The following is a 22,857-nucleotide window of genomic DNA, read 5'->3' on the forward strand; positions in this document are numbered from 1 at the left end:
TTGCCAATAAGCATAAAAATCAATAAAAACAGTGCTTTTGTGAAGTAAAAATTTAGTATTCGATGACTATGTTTTGCAAGAAATTTTCATTTTTTTTGTAGATAATTGAAATAAAAGGTTTTAATTTGTCATTCTATAACATTGATTGAAGTGAAAACATCAGATAATTTATTCAAGCTGGTTAAGTCGTTAAGTAAATCGGAAAAGGGCTATTTTAAAAAGTATGCCAACTTTCACGTACGTAATGAACAGAATAATTACACAAAAATTTTTGATGCGATTGATAATCAAAAGGAATACGATGAAAAGAAGATTTTGCAGAAGTTCAGGACAGAACGCTTCATCAATCAATTTGCCGTAGCCAAAAATTATCTCTACGATATGATTTTGGAAAGTTTAGAAGCCTATCATAAAAATTCAACAACCGAAATCCGCAGTATCCTCAACCGTATTGAAATATTGGTTGATAAGGGATTGCATTCACAAGCCAAAAAATTGCTTAAAAAGGCGAAGGAAATGGCACTTACAAACGAAAAGCTTACTTATATTCCTGAAATAAATTTAATGGAACAAAGTATCTATCGAATGCAGTACGATGTTGGTGACATTAAGGATAACTCCGATAATTTGATTGAGGAAATTGAACAATGTGCTATGAAAATTAAAAACATGGCCGAGTTCGAAAGTCTGAAAAACAGACTGTATGTGCAGCGAATCGAAATGGGCGTTCTTCGCAACGAGAGAGAAATTAAGAGCTACGATTGGTTTTTAAAAAATCCGCTTTTAAAAAACGACAAACAGGCGCTTTCCATTAATGCAAAGGTGTTGTATTTTGAGTTGTATGCAAGTTATTATAACTACATCGAAGACCATAATAAATGTTATGAGTTTTCATCTAAACTCATCAGTTTGCTGGAGTTGAATCCACAAGTAATCGAAACGAATGTCAATTTTCCGACTCAGTTTTTATACCGTCACAGCATCCAATGTTATAACATCGGAAAGTACCACGAGGCTTTAGAATACATTAGTAAAATGGAAATTTTAAAGCCCAAAAGTGACGTTCAAAAGCTAAACATTCTTTTAAAGGCTTACAATACAAAACTGAATGTCTATTTCCGAATGGGAAACATGAAAAAATGCCTTCAGCTAATTCCTGAAATAGAAGTATTGCTCGAGAAAAACAAAGAGTCAGATAAACTATTAAAAGAAATTATTTATTGGCAAGTAACCGCTCTTTTGATGATTGCTGAAGAATATAAACAGGCGCTGAAATGGTTGGTAAGAGCCAATATTGCAGAAAATTACAACATACGACAGGATTTAGAGTGCATTGGTAGAATCATGGAGATCGTATTGCATTATGAATTAGGGAAATTTGATATTATGGAGTATCGGATAAAGTCAACATATCGTTTCCTTGCCAGCAAACAAAAGCTGTACAAGCTGGAAAAAATCATTTTAACCTCTATTCGTAAGTTGATAAATGTGAATTCCAAAAAGGAATCTATGCTGTTTTTTCAACAGCTACACAAGGAGTTGGAGCCGGTTGTGAAAGATCCGTTGGAAGAAAAATTCTTGGTGTATTTTGATATCATGTCGTGGTTGGAAAGCAAAACAGAAAATAAAAAATTTGCAGAAGTGGTGAAAGGAAAGTTAAAACCATTGCGTGTTTAATGCTTTCCGATTACTAAGAATCAATTTAAAAAACTTGGATTAGTTCGAAACAAATTGTAGATTTGTAAGTATATAAGCTTACAATTAGAAATCATCCCTTTATTTAATAAACGTTTTTACAATGAAAAAAATAATTACTTCTTTTTTATTCGGTGCACTTAGTTTTATTGGATTTGCACAAAATTTGGATGTGTTAGACGAAACACATACTGAGATTTCAAACACCATTTTTGATGTAAATCTTGGTCCGAATACCAGTATCATTACTGAGTTTTTGGTGACCAATACCGATGCTGTTTCCCATACTTACAGATGCAGAAGAACTATTTACTCTGTTGCTGCTGATGATTCTACCCGTTTTTGTTGGGGAGGTTTGTGCTACAACTGGGGAACTAACTTGTCGAGTTTATCACTTGCTGTTGCTCCTGGTGATACTATGGATTTTGCTGATTTTGGTTTCCATGCTGAATTTTTATCGAAACTTTCTACCGCAACAAGAACCGTTCACTATCAGTTTTACAACATTGCAGATGCAAATGATTCAACTGGTATCACCATCCGATATAACTCAACAGTAGGTGTTGATGAATTGGATAAATTTGGAGGCAATATTTCAAATGCTTACCCAAATCCAGCAAATGCAGCAGTTTCAATCAAATACGAATTGAAAGAGTTTTCGCAAAAAGGAAGTGTCGTGTTCTATGATATGTTAGGAAAATCTGTTAAAGCAGTTGCCTTGAACGATAAAAAAGGAACCGCAAAAATTAATGTAGACGATTTAAATTCTGGAGTTTATTTCTATTCACTCTTAGTGGATGGGAAAGCTGTTTCAACGAAAAAGTTAGTGATCAGCTCAAAATAAGAACACTATTTTAAGAGTTCAGAAGCCAGCTTGGGTAAACCAATGCTGGCTTTTTCTTTGATAATTTGCAGATTCGCAATCCCATTAACTTTAATATCACTAGGATCTATCAAGTATTTTGGAATATTTTGAGGTGAATAATCAATAATTCCGGCTGCAGGGTATACCGCCATCGATGTTCCCACAACCATAAAAATATCTGCACGTTCAGCAATCATGTTGGCCGTATCCATCAGTGGTACCATTTCTCCGAACCAAACAATGTGCGGACGAAGTTGTGATCCTTTTTCACATGTATCTCCCAGTTTTATTTCATTACCGCTAATTTTATAAACGAGTGTGGGGTCAACACTGCTGCGGCTTTTGGTGATTTCGCCATGTAGGTGCAATACCTTTTTGGAGCCCGCACGCTCATGTAAATCATCAATGTTCTGTGTAATTATTTGGACGTCAAATTTTTGCTCTAATTCTACCAACGCGTAATGTGCGAGGTTGGGTTTTGCTTCCAACACCTGCTTTCTGCGTTTGTTGTAAAAATCCAATACCAAGGCTTTGTTTTTTTCCCATGCTTGGGGAGTCGCTACCTCATTAATGTCAAATTCTTCCCATAATCCTCCACTGTCCCGAAAGGTTTTAATCCCGCTCTCAGCACTAATTCCAGCACCAGTAAATACAACTAATTTTGGTTTCATGAATCGCTAATGTAAATAATAAAATTGAAAATGCAATTTTATGAACTATTCAAACAAATTACAGCCGGTTTTTCAGATAAAATTGCTCCATTCCCCTCTCCAATTTACTGGAGAGGGTTAGGGTGAGGCCGAAAACACAATTTTCTCTCCTCAATTTGATTGAAAAGACTCGTATTTATTGAGAAATTGTTATATTCGCAATTCAAAAAAAATACCCTAAAAATGGCAAAATTAAGAAAGCAAGATGCGTTGGATTATCACTCACAAGGAAGACCCGGAAAAATCGAGGTAATCCCAACAAAACCGCATAGTTCACAGCGCGACCTTTCATTAGCATATTCTCCCGGAGTGGCAGAACCGTGTTTGGAAATTGAAAAAAATCCCGAAGACGCCTACAAATACACAGCAAAAGGAAATTTAGTCGCAGTTATTTCAAATGGTACTGCGGTACTCGGTTTGGGTAACATTGGCGCATTGGCTTCTAAGCCGGTGATGGAAGGTAAAGGATTGCTCTTCAAAATTTTTGCCGACATTGATGTGTTCGACATTGAAGTAGATGCTACCGACATCGATGCGTTTGTAAATACCGTAAAAGCAATCTCTCCAACCTTTGGAGGAATTAATCTGGAAGATATTAAAGCTCCTGAATGTTTCGAAATCGAACGCAGATTGAAAGAGGAATTAAAAATTCCATTGATGCACGATGATCAACATGGCACGGCCATCATTTCTGCAGCGGCTTTATTGAACGCATGTGAAGTGGCTAAAAAGAAAATTGAAAAAGTAAAAATTGTTGTGAATGGTGCGGGCGCTTCTGCCATCTCTTGTGCGAAACTTTACATTGCTGTTGGCGCAAAAAAGGAGAACATTCTGATGTTGGATAGCAAAGGATTGTTGCGAACCGACAGAGATGACTTGGATGAACAGAAAAAATTCTTTGCGAGTTCAAATAAAAAAATAAAAACCTTGGAAGAGGCCATGAAGGACGCAGATGTGTTTGTTGGGCTTTCAAAAGGAAATGTCGTGAATCAAAAAATGATTCAGTCGATGGCAAAACGCCCAATTGTTTTTGCATTGGCAAATCCGGATCCGGAAATTCCTTATGCTGATGCGATGGCGGCTCGTCCGGATATCATCATGGCAACCGGTCGTTCGGATCATCCTAACCAAGTGAATAACGTATTGGGTTTCCCTTTCATTTTCCGTGGCGCTTTGGATGTTCGTGCAACACAAATCAACGAAGCAATGAAGTTGGCTGCTGTTTATGCCATCGCAGATCTTGCAAAAGAAGTGGTTCCTGAAACCGTGAACTTAGCGTATGATTCTAAAAATATTACATTCGGACCGGAATATATTATCCCCAAGCCGATTGATCCTCGCTTGATTTATACTGTTGCTCCTGCTGTTGCGAAAGCAGCAATTCAATCTGGTGTCGCACAACATAAAATCACCAACTGGGATGCTTATGTTCAGGAGTTAATCAACCGTTTGGGATTGGATAATAAACTCATCCGTAACATCACCAACAAAGCAAAACAAAATCCGAAACGTGTGGTGTTTGCAGAAGCAGATCATTATAAAATTTTGAAAGCTGCACAGCAAGTAAACGATGAAGGTATTGCTAAACCAATACTTTTGGGGGATGCAGAAAAAATTAGAAAATTAATTGCCGAAAACAATCTGGATTTGGGAGATATTCCAATCATTGATCCACGCAGTAAAGCTGAAGACGACAGAAGAAGTGCATTTGGTGACTTGTTCTTTAAAAAACGTCAGCGCAGAGGATTCACTTTGTACGAAGCGAAAAAGGTGATGAAAGAACGCAATCACTTTGGCGCAATGATGGTGGAGACCGGTGCTGCAGATGCTATGATTTCCGGACTTACCCGTAAATATGCCGATCCGATTCGTCCGGCTTTACAAATTATCGGAGTTCAAAAAGGTGTGAACCGTGTAGCGGGGATGTATATCATGAATACGAAACAAGGACCATTTTTCTTTGCGGATACGACCATGAATGTGAACCCAACCGTACAGGATTTGGTAGATATCACTGTGTTAACAGCAAACAGCGTAAAGCAATTTAACATTACTCCACGCATCGCATTGTTGTCATACTCCAATTTTGGTTCTGCCGAAGGGGAAGTGCCAAACAAAATGCGTGAAGCCGTAGAAATTTTACATAAAAATTATCCGGGAATGATTGTAGACGGAGAGATGCAAGCCAATTTTGCATTGAACGATGAGTTGATGAAGGAACAATTTCCGTTTGCAGATTTGGTAGATAAAAAAGTGAACACACTTATTTTTCCAAACCTTGCTGCCGGAAACATCGCTTATAAACTGCTTCAGGAAATGGGTGGTGCAGAAGCAATCGGACCAGTATTGATTGGAATGAAAAGCCGGTACACATTTTACAACTGGGCAGCTCGGTGAGAGAAATTGTAAACATGGTGACCATTGCCGTTGTGGATGCACAAGCAAAACGATAGGCCTGCATGTCGTGAGGCAGGCAACTGTTTTGAATTGAATACGTCTTTAAAATTGAATGGATGATTTATCACATTGAAGGAAAATTAATTGAGAAAACACCAACCTATGCCGTGATTGATGCCGGAGGTGTTGGGTATGTGATGCAAATTTCGTTGAACACCTTTTCAAAAATTGGTGAAACCGAAAAATGTAAATTGTACACCGAACAACTCTATGTGCGTGATGACATGCCCCGTTTTTACGGATTCGCAGATATTGCCGAACGAAATTTATTTCGTTTGCTGGTCTCTGTTTCCGGAGTTGGTGGCACAAGTGCATTGTTGATGTTGTCCTCTTTAAGCGCTGCTGAAATTCAGAATGCAATTGCTACGGCAAACGTGGCAGTGATTAAGAGTGTGAAAGGAATTGGTGAAAAAACAGCGCAGCGGGTGATTGTCGACTTAAAAGACAAAATGGGTAAGAGTGATTTATCATCAGAAATATTTGCGAACACAAACAATACTTTAAAAGAAGAAGCGTTATCTGCTCTTGTGATGTTGGGCTTCAATAAACAAGGTGCAGATAAAGTGCTGGATAAAATTATTAGAACAGAAGGAACAGGACAAACAGTAGAACAATTGATTAAATCCGCACTCAAAAATCTATAATATTTTTATTACGTTTTGACAAAGTCGATAACAAAATATATACTTGTTACAGGTGCATCGCTCGGAATGCTTTCGCTCATCGTAAGTTCCGATGCGAAAATCAGCTCCTTGGATCATGCAGAAATTGCGGATGCTAACAAGGCATACATTGCCATCGACACTCCTGAAGATCCGGATTCTCCCGTTATTCTTCCGTATAACTTTAATGATCAATCAACCGGTGATCCGCTCAATTACCCTAACTCGGGTGGGTTGATGCTGAACAATCCTTCCAACATTAATACAAATGTGGAATACGATCCAACTACTGGACAATACAATGTCAATCAAACAATGGGTGGTATGGATTATCGTCCACCTACGTATTTGGATGCGGAAGAATATCAGCAGATGATGTTCAACAAACAAGTAAAAGATTACTGGAATGCCCGCTCTCATGCTGAAAGCGAAAACGCACAAACAAAAACAGCCATCCCGAAATTGCATGTTGGAGGTGAAATCTTCGATCGTATTTTTGGTGGTAACACCGTGGATATTCGTCCGAATGGTTCTGCCGAATTAATTTTTGCTTACAATGGTACCAAAACGGAAAACCCTGCTATTCCTGTAAAAAACAGAAAAATCAACACCTTCGATTTTGATGAAAAAATTCAATTGAACGTTGTCGGAAAAATTGGAGATAAATTAAAATTAACAACAAGTTATAATACCGAAGCAACATTTGATTACGAAAATCAAATGAAACTGGAATACACCGGATACGAAGATGAAATCATTAAAAAGATTGAAGCAGGGAATGTGAGTTTGCCTTTAAACGGTTCGTTGATTACCGGTAGTCAAACTTTGTTTGGTGTGAAAACACAATTACAATTCGGACGGTTAACTGTAACGAGTGTTTTATCGCAACAAAAAGGTAAAAAATCGGAAGTGGAAGTTACCGGTGGTGCGCAAGTAACAAAATTTGATATCCCGGTTGATCAATACGAAGCGAATCGCCACTTTTTCCTTGGCCATTTTTTTCGCGACAACTTTAATTCTGCTTTAGCGGGATTGCCCTATGTAAATTCTCAAGTAAGCATTACCAGAGTAGAAGCCTGGATTTCAAATACCAATGGTTCAACTGTGGATGTGCGCAGTGTTGTTGCGTTCTCGGAGTTAGGTGAAGACATCGGACCAGCAACAAAACCACACATTCCTGCCGACCAACAATTTTTTGTATTTGATAATCCTGCTGATGTTATTCCTTACAATGGTCAGAATAGTTTGTATGGTAGTATTTCCGCTAACCCGAATGTGAGAAAAGTAAATTTAACTACCAATGAAGTTTTAAATCTTACTGTTCCTGCCGGAATCATTAAACAACAAACAAACTACGAATTAGTGACCAGTGCACGTAAATTACAACCTTCAGAATTTACAATCAATGCACGTTTGGGATACATTTCCTTAAATCAACAATTAAATCCAGATCAAATTCTTTCCGTTGCCTATCAATATACGTACAACGGAAATGTTTATACGGTTGGTGAATTTTCTACAGATGGTATCAGCGCACCAGATGCCTTGTTTACTAAAATGTTAAAGAGTTCTGCCATCAACACCAAACATCCGATGTGGGATTTGATGATGAAAAATATTTATTCCATTGGTGCTTATCAAGTAAATCCACAGGATTTTAAATTGGATGTGTTTTATACCAATGCTGTTACCGGAACAGACATCAACTATTTACCGGTTTCGGAATGTCAATTGGCGATCAAAGCAAAACCATTGATCCAAGTGGTGAATGTCGATCGCTTGAATCAACAAAACGATGTTGTAGCTGATGGGGTATTCGATTTTATTGATGGTGTTACCATTAATGCCAGCAACGGTAGAATTGTGTTCCCAGTGGTAGAACCATTCGGTGATCATTTACGAAGTAAGTTTGATGCATGTAATCCGCTGGAAGCAAACTCCTATGTGTTTGATCCACTTTACGATTCAACATTAACATCCGCACGAAATGTGTTCGCACATTTAAATCGATTTAAATTAAAAGGAACATATAAATCATCCGGTGGTTCCGAAATTTCATTGGGCGCACCAAACGTTCCGCAAGGATCTGTAACGGTTACAGCCGGTGGTATTGTCTTGCAAGAAAATGTGCAGTACACGGTGGATTATACCTTAGGTCGTGTAAAAATTATTGATGAAGGAATTTTAAATTCCGGAACACCCATAAAAATTTCCTTAGAGAGTAACGCCCTTTTTGCAATTCAGCAAAAAACATTGTTCGGTACGCACTTGGATTATCGCATCAACAAAGATTTTAGCATTGGTGGTACCGTGTTGAATTTAACAGAACGACCACTTACTAAAAAAGTAAACATTGGGGATGAACCAATTTCTAATACCATTGTTGGTTTGGATGCGAATTATAGAACCGAAGCGCCTTTCTTAACTCGCTTAGTCGATAGAATTCCATTCATCGAAACCAAGGAGATGAGTACCATTACTGCTGCCGGTGAATTCGCCTACTTGATTCCGGGACATAGTAAAGCCATTGGAAAAAGCGGAAACTCCTACATTGATGACTTTGAAGGCAGTCAATCGGAAATTGCATTGCACTCACAAAGTGCGTGGAGCTTGGCAAGTACGCCACAAGGACAACCAATGTTTCCGGAAGGAAATTTGTCGAATGATGTAGCAAATGGCTACAACCGTGCGAAATTAAATTGGTATCACATTGATCCAGGTTTGATGCGTCCGCAATCCGGTGTTACGCCACCTAATATTAGCTCGACCGATATGTCGAACAATTTCGCGCGTGAGATTCCGGAAACTGAAGTGTTTCCGAATAAACCATCTACATCCGGTACACCAGTTATTTTAACTACGTTGGATTTATCCTATTATCCAAGTGAAAGAGGGCCATACAACTACGATGCTGCAACAAGTACTTGGTCGGCCGGTTTGGATGCCAATGGAAATTTGAATAATCCAGCATCCCGCTGGGGTGGAATTATGCGTGCCATCAGTACGAACGATTTTGAAGCGGCTAACATTGAATTTATCCAGTTCTGGGTAATGGATCCGTTTAACAGTGATTTACCAGTTGCGGATCAATTGTCGTCCGGTGAATTGTATTTTGATCTTGGAAACGTTTCGGAAGATGTTTTGCGTGATGGTTACAAAGCGGCAGAAAATGTATTGCCTGCACCAAGTACTGCTCCGCAAAACAATGGAAACAACGTGCCAACAGATACAACAGCCTGGGGAATTGTTGGATTGATTCAACCATTAGTAAATGCATTTAACAGTGATGAAGGCGATCGACAAGCACAAGATGTTGGTTTGGATGGAATGGACAATACGCAGGAAGGTTTGCATTTTGCTTCTTATTTAGCAGCCGTACAAGGTATTGTGAGCCCGAGTGTGTATTCAAATGATTTTGTTGTCGATCCGTCCGGTGACGACTTTCACCATTTTAGAGGAGGTGATTACGATCAAGTACCAAGTCCAGATTTAAAAGCGGTTGCACGGTATAAAAAATTCAATGGATTGGAAGATAATTCCAGAACGACAGAGGATTCACCGGAAGACTATCCGACTCAAGGAACTACCTTGCCAAATATTGAGGACATCAATCGTGATAATAACTTGAGTACCGTTGAAAGTTATTTTCAGTATAGAGTAGGAATCACACCTGCCGATTTTGCAGGTGGTGTTGGAACCAATTACATTACGAATGTGTATACCACTACCGGACAAAATATTAAAGACGGTAGCACAAAACCAATTACGTGGTATCAATTTAAAATTCCTATTAAAGATCCAAATGCATTGCGTGTGGGTGCCATCGAAAGTTTTCAGTCGATTCGTTTTATTCGTATGTTTTTGAAAGGTTGCGACAAACCGGTAACCCTACGTTTTGCTAGATTAGAATTGGTTCGTAATGATTGGAGAAAATATGCATTCGATTTATTACAACCGGGATTGTTTCAGCCGAATGATGATGCCAACACACAATTTGATATTGGTGCGGTAAACATCGAAGAAGATGGAAGTAAACAACCGGTGAACTATGTATTGCCTCCAAACATTGAGCGTGAAATCAACACCGGATCAGCCAACTTGGTTGCTTTAAATGAGCAAGCAATGTCGTTAACAGTTTGTAATTTGGAAGATGGAAATTCCCGCGCAGCTTTTAAAACAACAGAATTGGATGTACGTTCGTACAAAAAATTAAAAATGTATGTACATGCTGAAGCTTCTGCAAATACATCTATACCTTTGAACAACGATGATTTGGAAGTGTTTGTGCGTTTAGGAACTGATTATACAGACAACTATTACGAATATTCTATTCCGTTAAAAGTAACCGCTCCCGGTTATTACAACGGCTCTGATACGGATGATCAATACCGTGTATGGCCAGAAGCCAACGAGATGGTGTTGGAATTTGAAAAACTTCAATCTGCGAAACAACAAAGAAATAATAAAATGTTTAATGGCGGTGTGGTAACACTCACTACCGAGTTTAAAGTGCCGGATGGCAGCAGAATGATTACCATTAAAGGGAACCCGAATTTAAGCTCAATTAAAACAATGATGGTTGGTATTCGTAATCCTAAAAAAGGTGGTGCAACGGATTCGGATGATGGATTACCAAAATGCGGTCAAGTATGGGTGAACGAGTTACGTTTGAGCGACTTTGATGAAAAAGGCGGCTGGGCTGCAACGGCACGTGTAACAGCTAAATTAGCTGATTTCGGAAATGTATCCTTATCCGGAAATATGTATACTCCCGGATTTGGAAGTATCGAAAATAAAATTCAGGAGAGAAAAAGAGCGACATTAAAACAATACGATATGTCGTCCAGCTTGGAGTTGGGTAAATTTTTACCGGAAGAATACAACATCCGTATCCCAATGTACGTAGGCTATTCCGAAACATTTATTACACCGCAATACAATCCATTGGATCCTGATATTTTATTGTCACCTGTTTTAAAGGATGAAAGCATTCCGCAAGATGTTCGCGATTCTTTAAAACATGTTACGCAAGATTATACAAAACGAAGAAGTATCAACTTTACCAACGTTAAAAAGGATAAAGGAAAAAATTCGAAGAAGAGTCGCATTTATGATATCGAAAATTGGGCTGGAACATATTCCTATAACGAAATGTATAAGCGCGATGTGAACATTGAATACAATACACAACGGAACTATCGCGGTGGATTGGTATATAGTTTTGCGCCTACACCAAAAAATTATAAACCATTTGCAAAAACGAAAATATTTCAACATAAATATCTTCAACTGATAAAAGATTTAAACTTTTTCTTACTGCCAAATAAAATTGGTTTCGGTGCAGATGTGAACAGAGATTTTAGTACTTCAAAAAATAGAAACACAACCGGTGGTGATTTGTTAATTATTCCAACGTTCAACAAACGATTCACCATGGTGCGAAACTATGAGTTGAAATACGATATCACCAAAGCGTTGAAAGTGGATTATACCGCTACAAATGATGCCCGAATTCTTGAGCCACAAGGACAAATTGATACCGGAGAAAAGAAAGATACCTTGAGAAATAATTTCTTTGAAGGTGGAAAAACAACTCAGTTCAATCAACAAATTGGTGTGAATTACACCATACCAATTAATAAAATTCCATTGTTGGATTTCACTTCTGCATCGGTTCGATATGGTGGAACGTATGGATGGGAGCGTGCTCCATTCAATGCTGATTCATTAGGGAATATTATCCGTAATTCGGAGACAATGAACTGGAACGGACAATTGAACATGGTTACCTTGTACAATAAGATTCCTTACTTCAAGAAAATCAATCAGAAAAAGAATGGTTCTGGTAATAAAGGCGGAAAAGCCAGTGCAATTACAAAACCTGGTGTCCCTAAAACACCGGAACAAATTGCAGATTCAACGAAGAAAGCCAAAGAAGAGAAATTGGAAATTTTGGAATACATCGCACGAATTATTATGTCGGTAAAAACGGTAACAGTTACCTACGCGACCACAAAAGGAACAATTCTTCCTGGGTATGGACAATCGACCAGTATGTTCGGTATGGATAAAAATTTCCAAGGTCCAACAGCGGGATTTGTTTTAGGAAGCCAACGAGACATTCGTGAAGAAGCCATTGAAAAAGACTGGTTAGTAAAACTGGCCTCGCTCAATTTACCGTATACACGAACAGAAAGTAAAAACCTCAACATTCGAGCAAACCTTGAGCCGTTGCCGGATTTAAAAATTGAATTAACGGCCACACGAACGCAAGCGAAAAGCAACAGTGAATTCTTCCGTTGGACACCAAATGATACATTAAGTGATGGTTCGGTGGTGGATCGTTTTGTGGGGAAACTGCCTACCGAGACTGGAAATTTCAGTATGTCATTTTTAAGTTATAAAACTTCTTTTGTGAAGGATGGACAGGTAACCTTCCAAAAGTTTTTGGATGCCCGTGCAAATATTTCTGCAAGAAGAGGTGAAAATCCGTATTCAACCACCACCATCAATGGTTTTGCTGAAGGATACAACGCAACCTCACAAGATGTATTGATTCCGGCATTCTTGGCTGCTTATGGCGGAACAAATCCAAACAATGTTACACTGGATAATTTCCCTAAAATCCCGAAACCAAATTGGCGAATCACATATGATGGATTGTCGAAAATGGAAAAGATTAAAAAGTATTTTAAATCGTTTACATTAAGCCATTCGTATCGCTCATCCTACAATGTAGGTGGCTACACGTCCAATTTATTGTTCTTAGATCCGGATGGTGATGGTTATACTTTTGTGAGAGAAAATGTTTCTTCGGTTACCGGAAATGCCAATTTCTTGTCGAGAGATTTAATCAGCACGGTTTCTATTTCTGAACAATGGAGCCCATTGATTAAACTGGATATGACCTTAAAGAATAGTATTTTGGTAAGTTTTGAGTTTAAAAAAGACAGAAACTTATCGTTAGGCTTGACTAGCAAAACAATTACGGAGGTAGCCGGACAAGAGATTATTGGTGGTTTGGGGTACCGTATTCCGAATTTAAAATTGGGAAATGCACAAATCAAAGGAAAGCCTGTGAAGAGTGACTTGAACCTAAAATTGGATTTGTCGTTCCGTAAAAATGAAACAGTCATCAGACGTATTGTTGAAGAAGTAAGTCAGTCAACTGCCGGAACAAACATTATTTCCATCAAGGTTTCTGCTGATTATGTAATCAGCGAAAAGATAAACATCCGATTGTTTTATGATCGAATCATGAACAAACCGGTATTGTCCAATTCCTTCCCAACTGCAAACACCAATGCCGGTATAAGCTTAAGGTTAACCTTAGCGAATTAGTGGTTATCTGATTGAATGCATCTCAAGTTTTTAACTTTCGAAAAGTTTTTCAAAAAAACAATCAAACTTATCGAATTAACTATAAATTTGTGCTTCAATTATTAAAACAAGAAACAAATGAATTTTCCAGAAAATTTAAAATACACGAAAGATCACGAGTGGGTTCGAGTGGAAGGTAATGTTGCAGTTATCGGAATTACTGAATTTGCGCAAAGTGAATTAGGTGATATTGTTTATGTAGATATTACTACTGAAGGCGAAGACTTAGCGCACGAAGAAATATTTGGAACAGTGGAAGCTGTGAAAACCGTTTCTGATTTATTTATGCCCGTTTCAGGAAAAGTGATGGAAGTAAACAAAGGTTTAGATACGAATCCTGAATCGGTGAACAAAGATCCTTACGGAGCTGGATGGATGATTAAAGTAGAGATGAAAGATGCTTCTGAAGCAAATGGATTATTAAGTGCTGCTGATTACAAAGCATTGATTGGACATTAGTAAATTGTTCTTTTGAACAATTGAAATCAAACGATGTTTTTTAAACACATAAAATGGGGACTGCTATGGGCATTACTCATTCTGATATTATGCGGAATTCCCGGGAGGGACATTCCGCATATTTCATTTTTAGAGCTGTTGAGTTTTGATAAATTTGTACATGCCGGGATATTTTTTGTATTGATTGTACTTATTGTCAGAGGTTTTGAGCTGCAAACAACTTTTTCTTCATTGCAAAAAAATGCAAAATCAATCGGATGTGTTTTGTGTATCGCTTATGGCGGAATGCTCGAACTAATGCAGGAAGCAGTTTTTGAAGAGCGGAGCGCAGATGTTTATGATTTTATTGCCAATAGTTTTGGCTGCCTCTTGGGCTTGTTTTTGTACCGTTGGATAATCAACAAAAATTTAATTCCATTCATGAAATGAAAATCGATTGGCAACTAAAAACGTTCGAAGAATTATCTAATGTAGAATTGTATCGCATCACCCAATTGCGGTTGTCCGTTTTTTGTGTTGAACAAAATTGTGCTTATCAAGATGCTGATGGAAAAGATTTAAAATGTTCCCATTTAAGTGGATTCAATGAATCAGGTGAGTTGATTGCCTACTCACGAATTGTTCCTCCAGGTATTTCCTTTCCGGAAGTTTCTATTGGTAGAGTGGTTAGTTCCTCTTCGGCAAGAGGACTAGGCGCAGGAAAAGCTTTGATGCAAAAATCGATGGAGGTTATCCGACACTACTATGGAAATGTTCCTGTTCGAATTAGCGCTCAATGCTATTTAATTAAATTTTATTCTTCTTTTGGTTTCGAAATTTCAGGTGATGAATACTTGGAAGACAATATCCCTCATATCGAAATGATATATACCCCTGCCACCTAAGTTAAGAAAGGATTATTTCTCTCAAAATCCTAGATTCCTTTGTTATTTTTTGATATAAAAAGAGTACTTTTGCAAAAAAATTCATTCACTACTCCAAAATGAAAAGGAAAATTTTTGCTTTTGTTATTTTCATCGTTTCGTATTCATTAAACCTTTCTGGGCAACATACACCTCAATTGTGGGGAATTTCTGCGCAAGGAGGGAGCGATGATTTTGGTGCATTGTTTCATTACACCCCTTCGAGCAATGCTTATTCACTCGACTACTCTTTGCCAAACATCGCTCCGGGTGCAAATCCGGATATGAACGATTTGATCAGCATTGGGAATGGAAAATATTATGGAATGACCACTTATGGTGGAATCAATTCTGCCGGAGTATTATTTGAATGGGATTCCACCACAAGTATATATACCAAAAAATTTGATTTTAGCTCAACCAATGGAAGTTTTCCGAAAGGCTCACTTACATTTTTTGGTGGGAAAATATATGGTATGACTAACCTCGGAGGTGTCAACAACAAAGGGGTGATTTTTGAATGGAATCCCGTAACGGAAGTATACACCAAAAAAATTGATTTAAGCACAGCGAATGGAAGTCTTCCTACAGGTTCTCTGGTGCCATTCGGTGTAAAATTATATGGATTAACAACGGCAGGTGGAGCCGGTTTGAAGGGCGTTATTTTTGAATGGGATCCAACTACAAATGTCTATACAAAAAAACATGATTGTAATGCTACGCTTGGTGCAAATCCCTATGGATCATTAACCTTAAATGGAGGTTTGTTTTATGGAATGACCTATACCGGAGGCGCAAGCAATGGTGGCGTTATTTTCGAATGGAATCCTACCACAAATGTGTACACTAAGAAAGTTGATTTAACCACAGCAAATGGAAAGAATCCTTATGGTAGTTTGGTGCTGCGTTCAGGCAATTTTTATGGGATGACCAATCTAGGTGGTGTAAATAGCAGAGGTGTTATTTTTGAATGGAATCCTACAACAAATGTTTACACAAAAAAGGTAGATTTTAGTGCAACAAATGGTGCTTATCCTCGCGGTTCGTTGACATTTTCAGGAAGTAATTTTTATGGTATGACACGCAGTGGTGGCACTCCCGATTTGGGTGTACTGTTTGAATGGAATCCGGTGACAAACGCCTATACAAAAAAGGTTGAATTTAATACAAATGGAAAAAATCCTTTCGGCTCATTGTCCCTTTTAGGTGGAACGTTGTATGGCATGACCAACTTGGGTGGCACAAATGATAATGGAGTTCTTTTTGAATTTAATCCTACAACATCCGTGTTCACTAAAAAAGTTGATTTCAACGGGAATAAGGGAAAAGAGTCTGGTGGTTCATTGTGTTTCTATTCTGGAAAGTTTTATGGGATGACCAGCAGTGGTGGACAATATAATTATGGAGTGATATTCGAATGGGATCCTACTACAAATGTGTATACTAAAAAAATAGACTTTGACAGCTTATCAGGAGCGAATCCTCAGGGATGTTTAGTTGTGAACGGCACAAAAATGTATGGATTAACAAGTAATGGCGGAACAAGTGGTAAAGGAGTAATTTTTGAATGGGATCCAGCCACAAATATCTTTACCAAAAAAATAGACCTTACGAATACAAATGGCTCGATTCCTTACGGTTCATTATTATTGTATTCCTCTAAATTCTATGGCATGACCTCCGCAGGAGGAATTAATGGGGCTGGTGTTATCTTTGAATGGAATCCTGCAACGAATGTCTACTTAAAAAAAATAGATTTATCCACCGCCAATGGAAGTAATCCTTATGGATCGCTTGCTTTATTTGGAACTAAATTTTACGGGATGACGAGTGCCGGAGGACTAAATGGTGTAGGTGTAATTTTTGAATGGGATCCAGCTACAAATGTGTACACCAAAAAAATTGATATGAGCAATGCCTTGGGTGAAAGTCCGAAAGGTTCATTAACATTAAAAGGTGCTGATTTTTATGGGCTAACATATGAAGGAGGTTTGAATAATTATGGAGTCATCTTTGAATGGGATCCTGTATCAAACATCTACACAAAGAAAATTGATTTTAATTTTTCAAATGGAGCATTGCCTTCCGGAAGTTTAACATTGTTTAGTTCCGGAAATCTCTTTGGAATTACCGGTGATGGTGGAGTGAGCAGTAAAGGAGTTTTGTTTGAATATAACGCAACTACAAATGTGTATACCAAACGAAAAGATTTTTCAGGAACTACAGGTGCGGTTATGGGAGCATTTCCATATCTCGGTCATTTAATCGAAGCATCTGTTAATCAAATTCCAGTTTATACGAATAATGCAGATGATGTACATTTATGCATGAACGGTTCTGGTGTAAATCCATTTACGGTAACAGATGGAGATAATGATGGGCTTGTTCTTTCAGTGAGTAGTAATAATTCATCCTTACTTCCTGTTTCCAACATTACACTTAGTAATGTGAGTGGTAATAATTATCAAGTGGTATACACACCACTTGCAGGACAAACCGGAAATGTAAACGTGACGATCACTGCTAATGATGGATACGGTGCAATTGTTAATTATACATTTACTATTTATGTGCATCCTTCTCCAACGATTACAATTACTCCTAGCAGTTTGAGTGTATGTGCCGGACAACAAGCTACGTTGATAGCAAGTGGTGCTACCACCTACAGTTGGACAGGTGGCGTGATAAATGGAACTCCATTTATTCCTGCAGGAACAGCAACATATACTGTTACCGGAACGGATGTTTATGGTTGTGTGAATACTTCTTCCATTACAATAACGGTAACGAGTGGAATTACTGTTACGGCATCTGCAAGTGCATCGAGTGTTTGTGCAGGTCAAGCGGTTACATTATCCGGTGGTGGTGCAACATCCTATACTTGGAGTGGTGGAGTTTCTAATGGTGTTTCTTTTACTCCTGCTCTTACAACGACATACACTGTAACCGGTACTTCCGGAAGTTGCACCAATACAGCAACACAAACGATTACGGTTAATGCCTTGCCAACAGTAACAGCATCCACTAGTGCATCTAATATTTGTGCAGGTCAAGCTGTAACCTTAGCCGGTGGTGGTGCAACAACTTATAGTTGGACTGGTGGTGTTACGAATGGTGTTTCTTTTATTCCTGCAGGTACAACTACATATACAGTAACCGGAACCTCATCTGGTTGTACCAATACCGCAACACAAACGATAACGGTTAATGCATTACCAACTGTAACGGCATCCGCAACGGCATCAAGTGTTTGTGCTGGTCAGGCTGTGACATTGTCCGGTGGTGGCGCAACATCTTATTCTTGGAGTGGTGGTGTTACGAATGGTGTTTCCTTTATTCCGGCAAGTACAGCTACATATACAGTAACAGGAACCTCATCCGGTTGCACCAATACAGCAACACAAACGATTACGGTTAATGCATTGCCAACAGTAACAGCATCTGCAAGTGCATCAAGTATTTGTGCAGGTCAAACGGTAACATTATCCGGTGGTGGTGCAACAACTTATGCTTGGACTGGTGGTGTTACGAATGGTGTTTCCTTTATTCCGGCTAGCACAGCTACATACACAGTAACAGGAACCTCATTCGGTTGCACGAATACAGCAACACAAACGATTACAGTAAATAGCTTACCAACAGTTACAGCTTCCGCAAGTGCTTCAAATGTTTGTTCAGGTCAAGCGGTAACATTGTCCGGTGGCGGTGCAACAACTTATAGTTGGACTGGTGGTGTTACAAATGGTGTTTCCTTTATTCCGGCTAGCACTGCAACATATACAGTAACAGGAACTTCATCCGGTTGTACCAATACCGCAACACAAACAATAACGGTGAATGCATTGCCAGCAGTAACTGCTTCCACAACTGCATCGAGTGTTTGTGAAGGTCAAGCAGTAACATTGTCCGGTGGTGGAGCAACAACTTATACTTGGACTGGTGGTGTTACGAATGGTGTTTCTTTTATTCCGGCAAGCACTGCAACATACACGGTAACCGGAACTTCATCCGGTTGTACCAATACCGCAACACAAACGATAACGGTAAATTCATTACCAACTGTAACGGCATCCGCAAGTGCATCGAATATCTGTGCGGGTCAAGCTGTGACATTAACCGGTGGTGGCGCAACATCTTATAGTTGGAGTGGTGGGGTAACTGATGGTGTTTCGTTTGTTCCAGCAAGTACAACAACATATACAGTAACGGGAACTTCATCAGGTTGCACCAATACAGCAACTCAAACAATCAATGTGGCTGCTCCTGTAAATACAACTGTTACTCAACTTGGGAATGTATTAACAGCGGTTAGTAGCAGTGCAACCTATCAATGGGTTGACTGTAATAATTCATATGCGATTATTCCTGGTGAAATAAATCAAGCGTATGCTCCTGTTGTGGATGGAAATTATGCTGTTGTGATTGATGAGTCAGGTTGTGTTGATACTTCTGATTGTTTTATTGTTATCGCGACCGGAATCGCTTCTGCAACTAGTAAAACGATAAAGGTTTATCCGAATCCAACCACTGGAATCATTTATTTTAATCTTGAAAACAACAATGCTGCGCGTGTAGAAATATACAATGCAATCGGTCAGTTTGTTTTCTCACAACAAATCTCTTCAAATCAAAACACTGCTGATTTAAACGCACTGCAAAATGGAATGTATACCATAAAAATAGTAGCTGGTGATGAGGTGATTCTGAATAGAATCATTTTAGCAAAATAGATTTTACAGATTGAAAAACGAAAGCCGCTCTCAATGAAAGCGGCTTTTGTTTTATATAATCATTCCTGCGCCCACTGTTACATTGGTGGCTTCATCAATTAAAATGATGCTTCCTGTATTTCTATTTTTGCTGTATTGATCAACAGCAATTGGTGCAGTTGTTTTAATTTTTATCCGAGCAATATCGTTTAATCCGATGTTTTTGTCCGACTCAATTTGTTCTAATGTATTGATGTTAACTTTGTATTGAATCTCTTTAATAATACAACGAACATCTTTTGAGGTATGTTTTAATGCATATTTGCCACCAGCTTGCAAAGGCTTGTCAGCCAACCAGCAAATCATCACGTCAATATCTTGTGTCGTTTCTGGTTGATTGTCGGTTTTTACAATCATATCTCCACGTGAAATGTCGATTTCATTCTCAAGTGTGAATGTAACGCTCATGGGTGCAAATGCTTCCTCTAGCGATTCATCCAATAAATCGATGGATTTAATTTTCGAAGTATGCCCGCTTGGTAAAACCGTAACGCAATCACCTTTTTTGAAAATGCCTCCGGCAATTCTTCCTGCATATCCTCTGTAATCGTGGTGCTCGGTGCTCATTGGACGAATAACATATTGCACAGGGAATCGTGCATCGGCATGATTTTGATCGTTCGCGATGTGTAAATTTTCCAACAGATACATCAATGTGGCACCTTTATACCAATCCATATTGGTAGATTGATCCACAACATTATCTCCTTTTAATGCACTGATGGGTAAAAAGTGAACATCCGTAATGTCTAGTTTGGATGCGAATGCGGTGTAATCGTTTTTTATTTTAAGGAAAACATCCTCTTTAAAATCCACCAAATCCATTTTGTTGATACACACAATTACATGAGGAATTCGCAATAAGGAAGCGATGTATGTGTGACGCATGGTTTGTTCAATTACCCCTTTGCGGGCATCAATCAAAATAATTGCAGCATTTGCTGTTGATGCTCCGGTAACCATATTGCGTGTATATTGAATATGTCCGGGAGTATCGGCAATAATAAATTTACGTTTTGGAGTCGCGAAATAGCGATAGGCAACATCAATGGTGATGCCTTGTTCGCGTTCTGCACGCAAACCATCGGTTAGCAAAGCGAGGTTTACATATTCTTCTCCGCGTTTTTCGCTGGTAGCTTTAATGGCTTCGTATTGGTCTTCAAAAATAGATTTTGAATCGTATAATAATCTTCCAATTAATGTACTCTTGCCATCATCAACAGAGCCTGCTGTTGTGAATCTTAAAAGATCCATTGTTAAATAACTGTTTGTCGAAAATTCTGTCATATCATTTATTTTTAATCATTTCTGGAGGTTGATTCCTCGAACCATCCCGATATCTTTCGGGCCGAAATAATACATCTGATTAATAATTTTAAAAATATCCTGCTTTTTTTCTGTCTTCCATTGCTGCTTCAGAGCGCTTGTCATCAATTCGACTGCCTCTTTCTGTTACACGCGTGGAAGCAACTTCTTCCACAATTTCTTCCAACGTATTTGCTTTGGAGAGCACAGCTCCCGTACAACTGATGTCGCCTATTGTTCGAAAGCGCACCTGCATTTTTTCAACCTTTTCTGTTGGTTTTAATGGAATGACATTTGAATGCGCATAAATAACACCATCACGAATGAAGCATTCGCGTTCATGTGTAAAGTAAATACTTGGGATTTCAATTTTTTCTTGAAGAATATATTGCCATACATCCATCTCTGTCCAATTGCTAATAGGAAAAACACGGAAATGTTCACCAACAGCTTTTTTTCCGTTAAATAGATTCCACAATTCCGGTCGCTGGTTTTTAGGATCCCATTGCCCGAAATCGTCCATGTGTGAGAAGAAGCGTTCTTTTGCTCTCGCTTTTTCTTCGTCTCTGCGAGCACCACCAACCAAGGCATCAAACTTATATTTTTCAATCGTCTCCAGTAAGGTGATGGTTTGCAAAACATTTCTGCTGGCATTAAATCCTTTTTCTTCCACTGCTCTTCCTTCATCAATACTTTGTTGAACAGAACCCACAATAAGTTGAGCGCCATATTTTTTTGCAAGTTCATCACGAAAAACAATGGTTTCTTCAAAGTTGTGTCCGGTATCTACATGCACGAGTGGGAAAGGGATTTTGGCTGGCGCAAAGGCTTTTCGGGCTAAGTGAAAGCATACGATTGAATCTTTACCACCTGAAAAAAGCAAGGCAGGTTTTTCAAATTGTGCTGCAAGTTCACGTAGCACAAAAATGCTTTCGCTCTCTAATTCTTTTAAATGTGTGAGTGAGTAGTTTTTCATAATTTAATCTGTGCTAGTATTTTTTTTACACTTTCTTCAATGCTTAATCCATCGGTTAATTCAATTGCCGGATTTTTGGGCTTTTCAAATGGAGCTGAAATGCCGGTAAAATCTTTAATTTCTCCTTTTCTTGCTTTGGCGTACAATCCTTTTATATCCCGCTTTTCACAAACTTCTAAGGATGTATTTACGAACACTTCAACAAAATCATCTTTGCCGATAATGTTTTTTGCAACAGCTCTGATTTCTTCTGTCGGACTTACAAAACAGCAGATGGTAATCACTCCACAATTCACAAACAGTTTCGTGACTTCTGCAATTCGTCTGATGTTTTCTGTTCGGTCAGCATCACTAAATCCAAGATTGTTATTGATTCCGGTTCGAACATTGTCGCCATCTAAAATTTGAGTAAGCAACCCTTTTTCAGATAACTCCTTTTCTAATGCTATGGCGATTGTTGTTTTACCGGATCCGCTCAGCCCTGTAAACCAAATAGCAATTCCTTTTTGGTTCAGCAAGCGCTCCTTGTCAGCTCGTTGCAAAATTTTATCAGTAGGAAAAATTGTACTCATGTTTTTTTAATTTGTGTTCAATCTCTTTCAAATATAGTAATAAAAAAAGGTCTAACCTGTTGGGAAAGACCTTTAAAATAAGCTTAAATGTATATTATCGTCTTT

The 22,857-nt window shown here is 38.5% G+C and carries 12 protein-coding genes and 1 pseudogene; 9 read left to right on the forward strand and 4 right to left on the reverse strand.

What is annotated here, in order from left to right; all coding sequences use genetic code 11:
- The first annotated feature begins 150 nt into the window (after nt 1-150).
- Together IPP64_01815 and IPP64_01820 are read left to right on the forward strand one after the other, a co-directional pair.
- On the forward strand, nt 151-1,677 hold the full coding sequence (locus tag IPP64_01815) for a hypothetical protein (protein MBL0328171.1): 1,527 nt from the start codon (nt 151-153) through the stop codon (nt 1,675-1,677).
- A gap of 121 nt (nt 1,678-1,798) precedes the next feature.
- Nucleotides 1,799-2,539: a T9SS type A sorting domain-containing protein gene (locus tag IPP64_01820; GenBank protein ID MBL0328172.1), complete on the forward strand. Its 741-nt coding sequence runs from the start codon at nt 1,799-1,801 to the stop codon at nt 2,537-2,539.
- 5 nt (nt 2,540-2,544) lie between these two features.
- On the opposite strand, the gene IPP64_01825 is transcribed toward IPP64_01820, so the two are convergent.
- Nucleotides 2,545-3,231, reverse strand: coding sequence for an NAD-dependent deacylase (locus IPP64_01825; GenBank protein MBL0328173.1), 687 nt, complete (start codon nt 3,229-3,231; stop codon nt 2,545-2,547).
- A 222-nt stretch (nt 3,232-3,453) separates the two neighbouring features.
- Between IPP64_01825 and IPP64_01830 the strand changes: the two are divergent.
- The 7 genes and pseudogenes from IPP64_01830 (at nt 3,454) to IPP64_01860 (ending at nt 19,860) form a co-directional block, all read left to right on the forward strand.
- Nucleotides 3,454-5,723, forward strand: a pseudogene (locus tag IPP64_01830) (NADP-dependent malic enzyme).
- A 60-nt stretch (nt 5,724-5,783) separates the two neighbouring features.
- Nucleotides 5,784-6,371: a Holliday junction branch migration protein RuvA gene (gene ruvA / locus IPP64_01835; GenBank protein MBL0328174.1), complete on the forward strand. Its 588-nt coding sequence runs from the start codon at nt 5,784-5,786 to the stop codon at nt 6,369-6,371.
- A gap of 15 nt (nt 6,372-6,386) precedes the next feature.
- Complete coding sequence (gene sprA / locus IPP64_01840; GenBank protein MBL0328175.1) at nt 6,387-13,730, forward strand: cell surface protein SprA; 7,344 nt, start codon at nt 6,387-6,389, stop codon at nt 13,728-13,730.
- Between the two features lie 117 nt (nt 13,731-13,847).
- On the forward strand, nt 13,848-14,228 hold the full coding sequence (gene gcvH, locus IPP64_01845; protein MBL0328176.1) for a glycine cleavage system protein GcvH: 381 nt from the start codon (nt 13,848-13,850) through the stop codon (nt 14,226-14,228).
- Between the two features lie 33 nt (nt 14,229-14,261).
- A complete protein-coding gene (gene vanZ / locus IPP64_01850; protein ID MBL0328177.1) occupies nt 14,262-14,657 on the forward strand; it encodes a VanZ family protein in 396 nt (131 codons plus the stop codon).
- Nucleotides 14,654-15,112 carry a GNAT family N-acetyltransferase gene (locus tag IPP64_01855; GenBank protein MBL0328178.1) on the forward strand — a complete coding sequence of 153 codons (459 nt, stop codon included), beginning with the start codon at nt 14,654-14,656 and terminating at the stop codon, nt 15,110-15,112. Before vanZ ends, IPP64_01855 begins: the two co-directional genes overlap by 4 nt.
- 98 nt (nt 15,113-15,210) lie before the next feature.
- Entirely contained in the window at nt 15,211-19,860 is a 4,650-nt protein-coding gene (locus tag IPP64_01860) for a T9SS type A sorting domain-containing protein (GenBank protein MBL0328179.1), read from the forward strand.
- 51 nt (nt 19,861-19,911) lie between these two features.
- Here IPP64_01860 and cysN read toward each other — a convergent pair whose 3' ends face one another.
- The 3 genes from cysN to cysC form a co-directional block, all read right to left on the reverse strand.
- The gene (cysN, locus tag IPP64_01865; protein MBL0328180.1) at nt 19,912-21,186 is read right to left on the reverse strand and encodes a sulfate adenylyltransferase subunit CysN; all 1,275 of its coding nucleotides are present in this window, start codon (nt 21,184-21,186) and stop codon (nt 19,912-19,914) included.
- A gap of 88 nt (nt 21,187-21,274) precedes the next feature.
- Nucleotides 21,275-22,180 carry a sulfate adenylyltransferase subunit CysD gene (cysD, locus tag IPP64_01870; protein MBL0328181.1) on the reverse strand — a complete coding sequence of 302 codons (906 nt, stop codon included), beginning with the start codon at nt 22,178-22,180 and terminating at the stop codon, nt 21,275-21,277.
- A complete protein-coding gene (gene cysC / locus IPP64_01875; protein MBL0328182.1) occupies nt 22,177-22,752 on the reverse strand; it encodes an adenylyl-sulfate kinase in 576 nt (191 codons plus the stop codon). The genes cysD and cysC overlap by 4 nt, the downstream gene beginning before the upstream one ends.
- Nucleotides 22,753-22,857 lie beyond the last annotated feature (105 nt).

This window comes from Bacteroidota bacterium, assembly GCA_016722565.1.
Taxonomy (GTDB): domain Bacteria; phylum Bacteroidota; class Bacteroidia; order 2-12-FULL-35-15; family 2-12-FULL-35-15; genus 2-12-FULL-35-15.

Coding starts and splice junctions, on each gene's coding strand:
- IPP64_01820 (MBL0328172.1), top strand. CDS start 1,799: ATGAAAAAAATAATTACTTCTTTTTTATTCGGTGCACTTAGTTTTATT.
- IPP64_01825 (MBL0328173.1), bottom strand. CDS start 3,231: ATGAAACCAAAATTAGTTGTATTTACTGGTGCTGGAATTAGTGCTGAG.
- ruvA (MBL0328174.1), top strand. CDS start 5,784: ATGATTTATCACATTGAAGGAAAATTAATTGAGAAAACACCAACCTAT.
- gcvH (MBL0328176.1), top strand. CDS start 13,848: ATGAATTTTCCAGAAAATTTAAAATACACGAAAGATCACGAGTGGGTT.
- vanZ (MBL0328177.1), top strand. CDS start 14,262: ATGTTTTTTAAACACATAAAATGGGGACTGCTATGGGCATTACTCATT.
- IPP64_01855 (MBL0328178.1), top strand. CDS start 14,654: ATGAAAATCGATTGGCAACTAAAAACGTTCGAAGAATTATCTAATGTA.
- IPP64_01860 (MBL0328179.1), top strand. CDS start 15,211: ATGAAAAGGAAAATTTTTGCTTTTGTTATTTTCATCGTTTCGTATTCA.
- cysN (MBL0328180.1), bottom strand. CDS start 21,186: ATGACAGAATTTTCGACAAACAGTTATTTAACAATGGATCTTTTAAGA.
- cysD (MBL0328181.1), bottom strand. CDS start 22,180: ATGAAAAACTACTCACTCACACATTTAAAAGAATTAGAGAGCGAAAGC.
- cysC (MBL0328182.1), bottom strand. CDS start 22,752: ATGAGTACAATTTTTCCTACTGATAAAATTTTGCAACGAGCTGACAAG.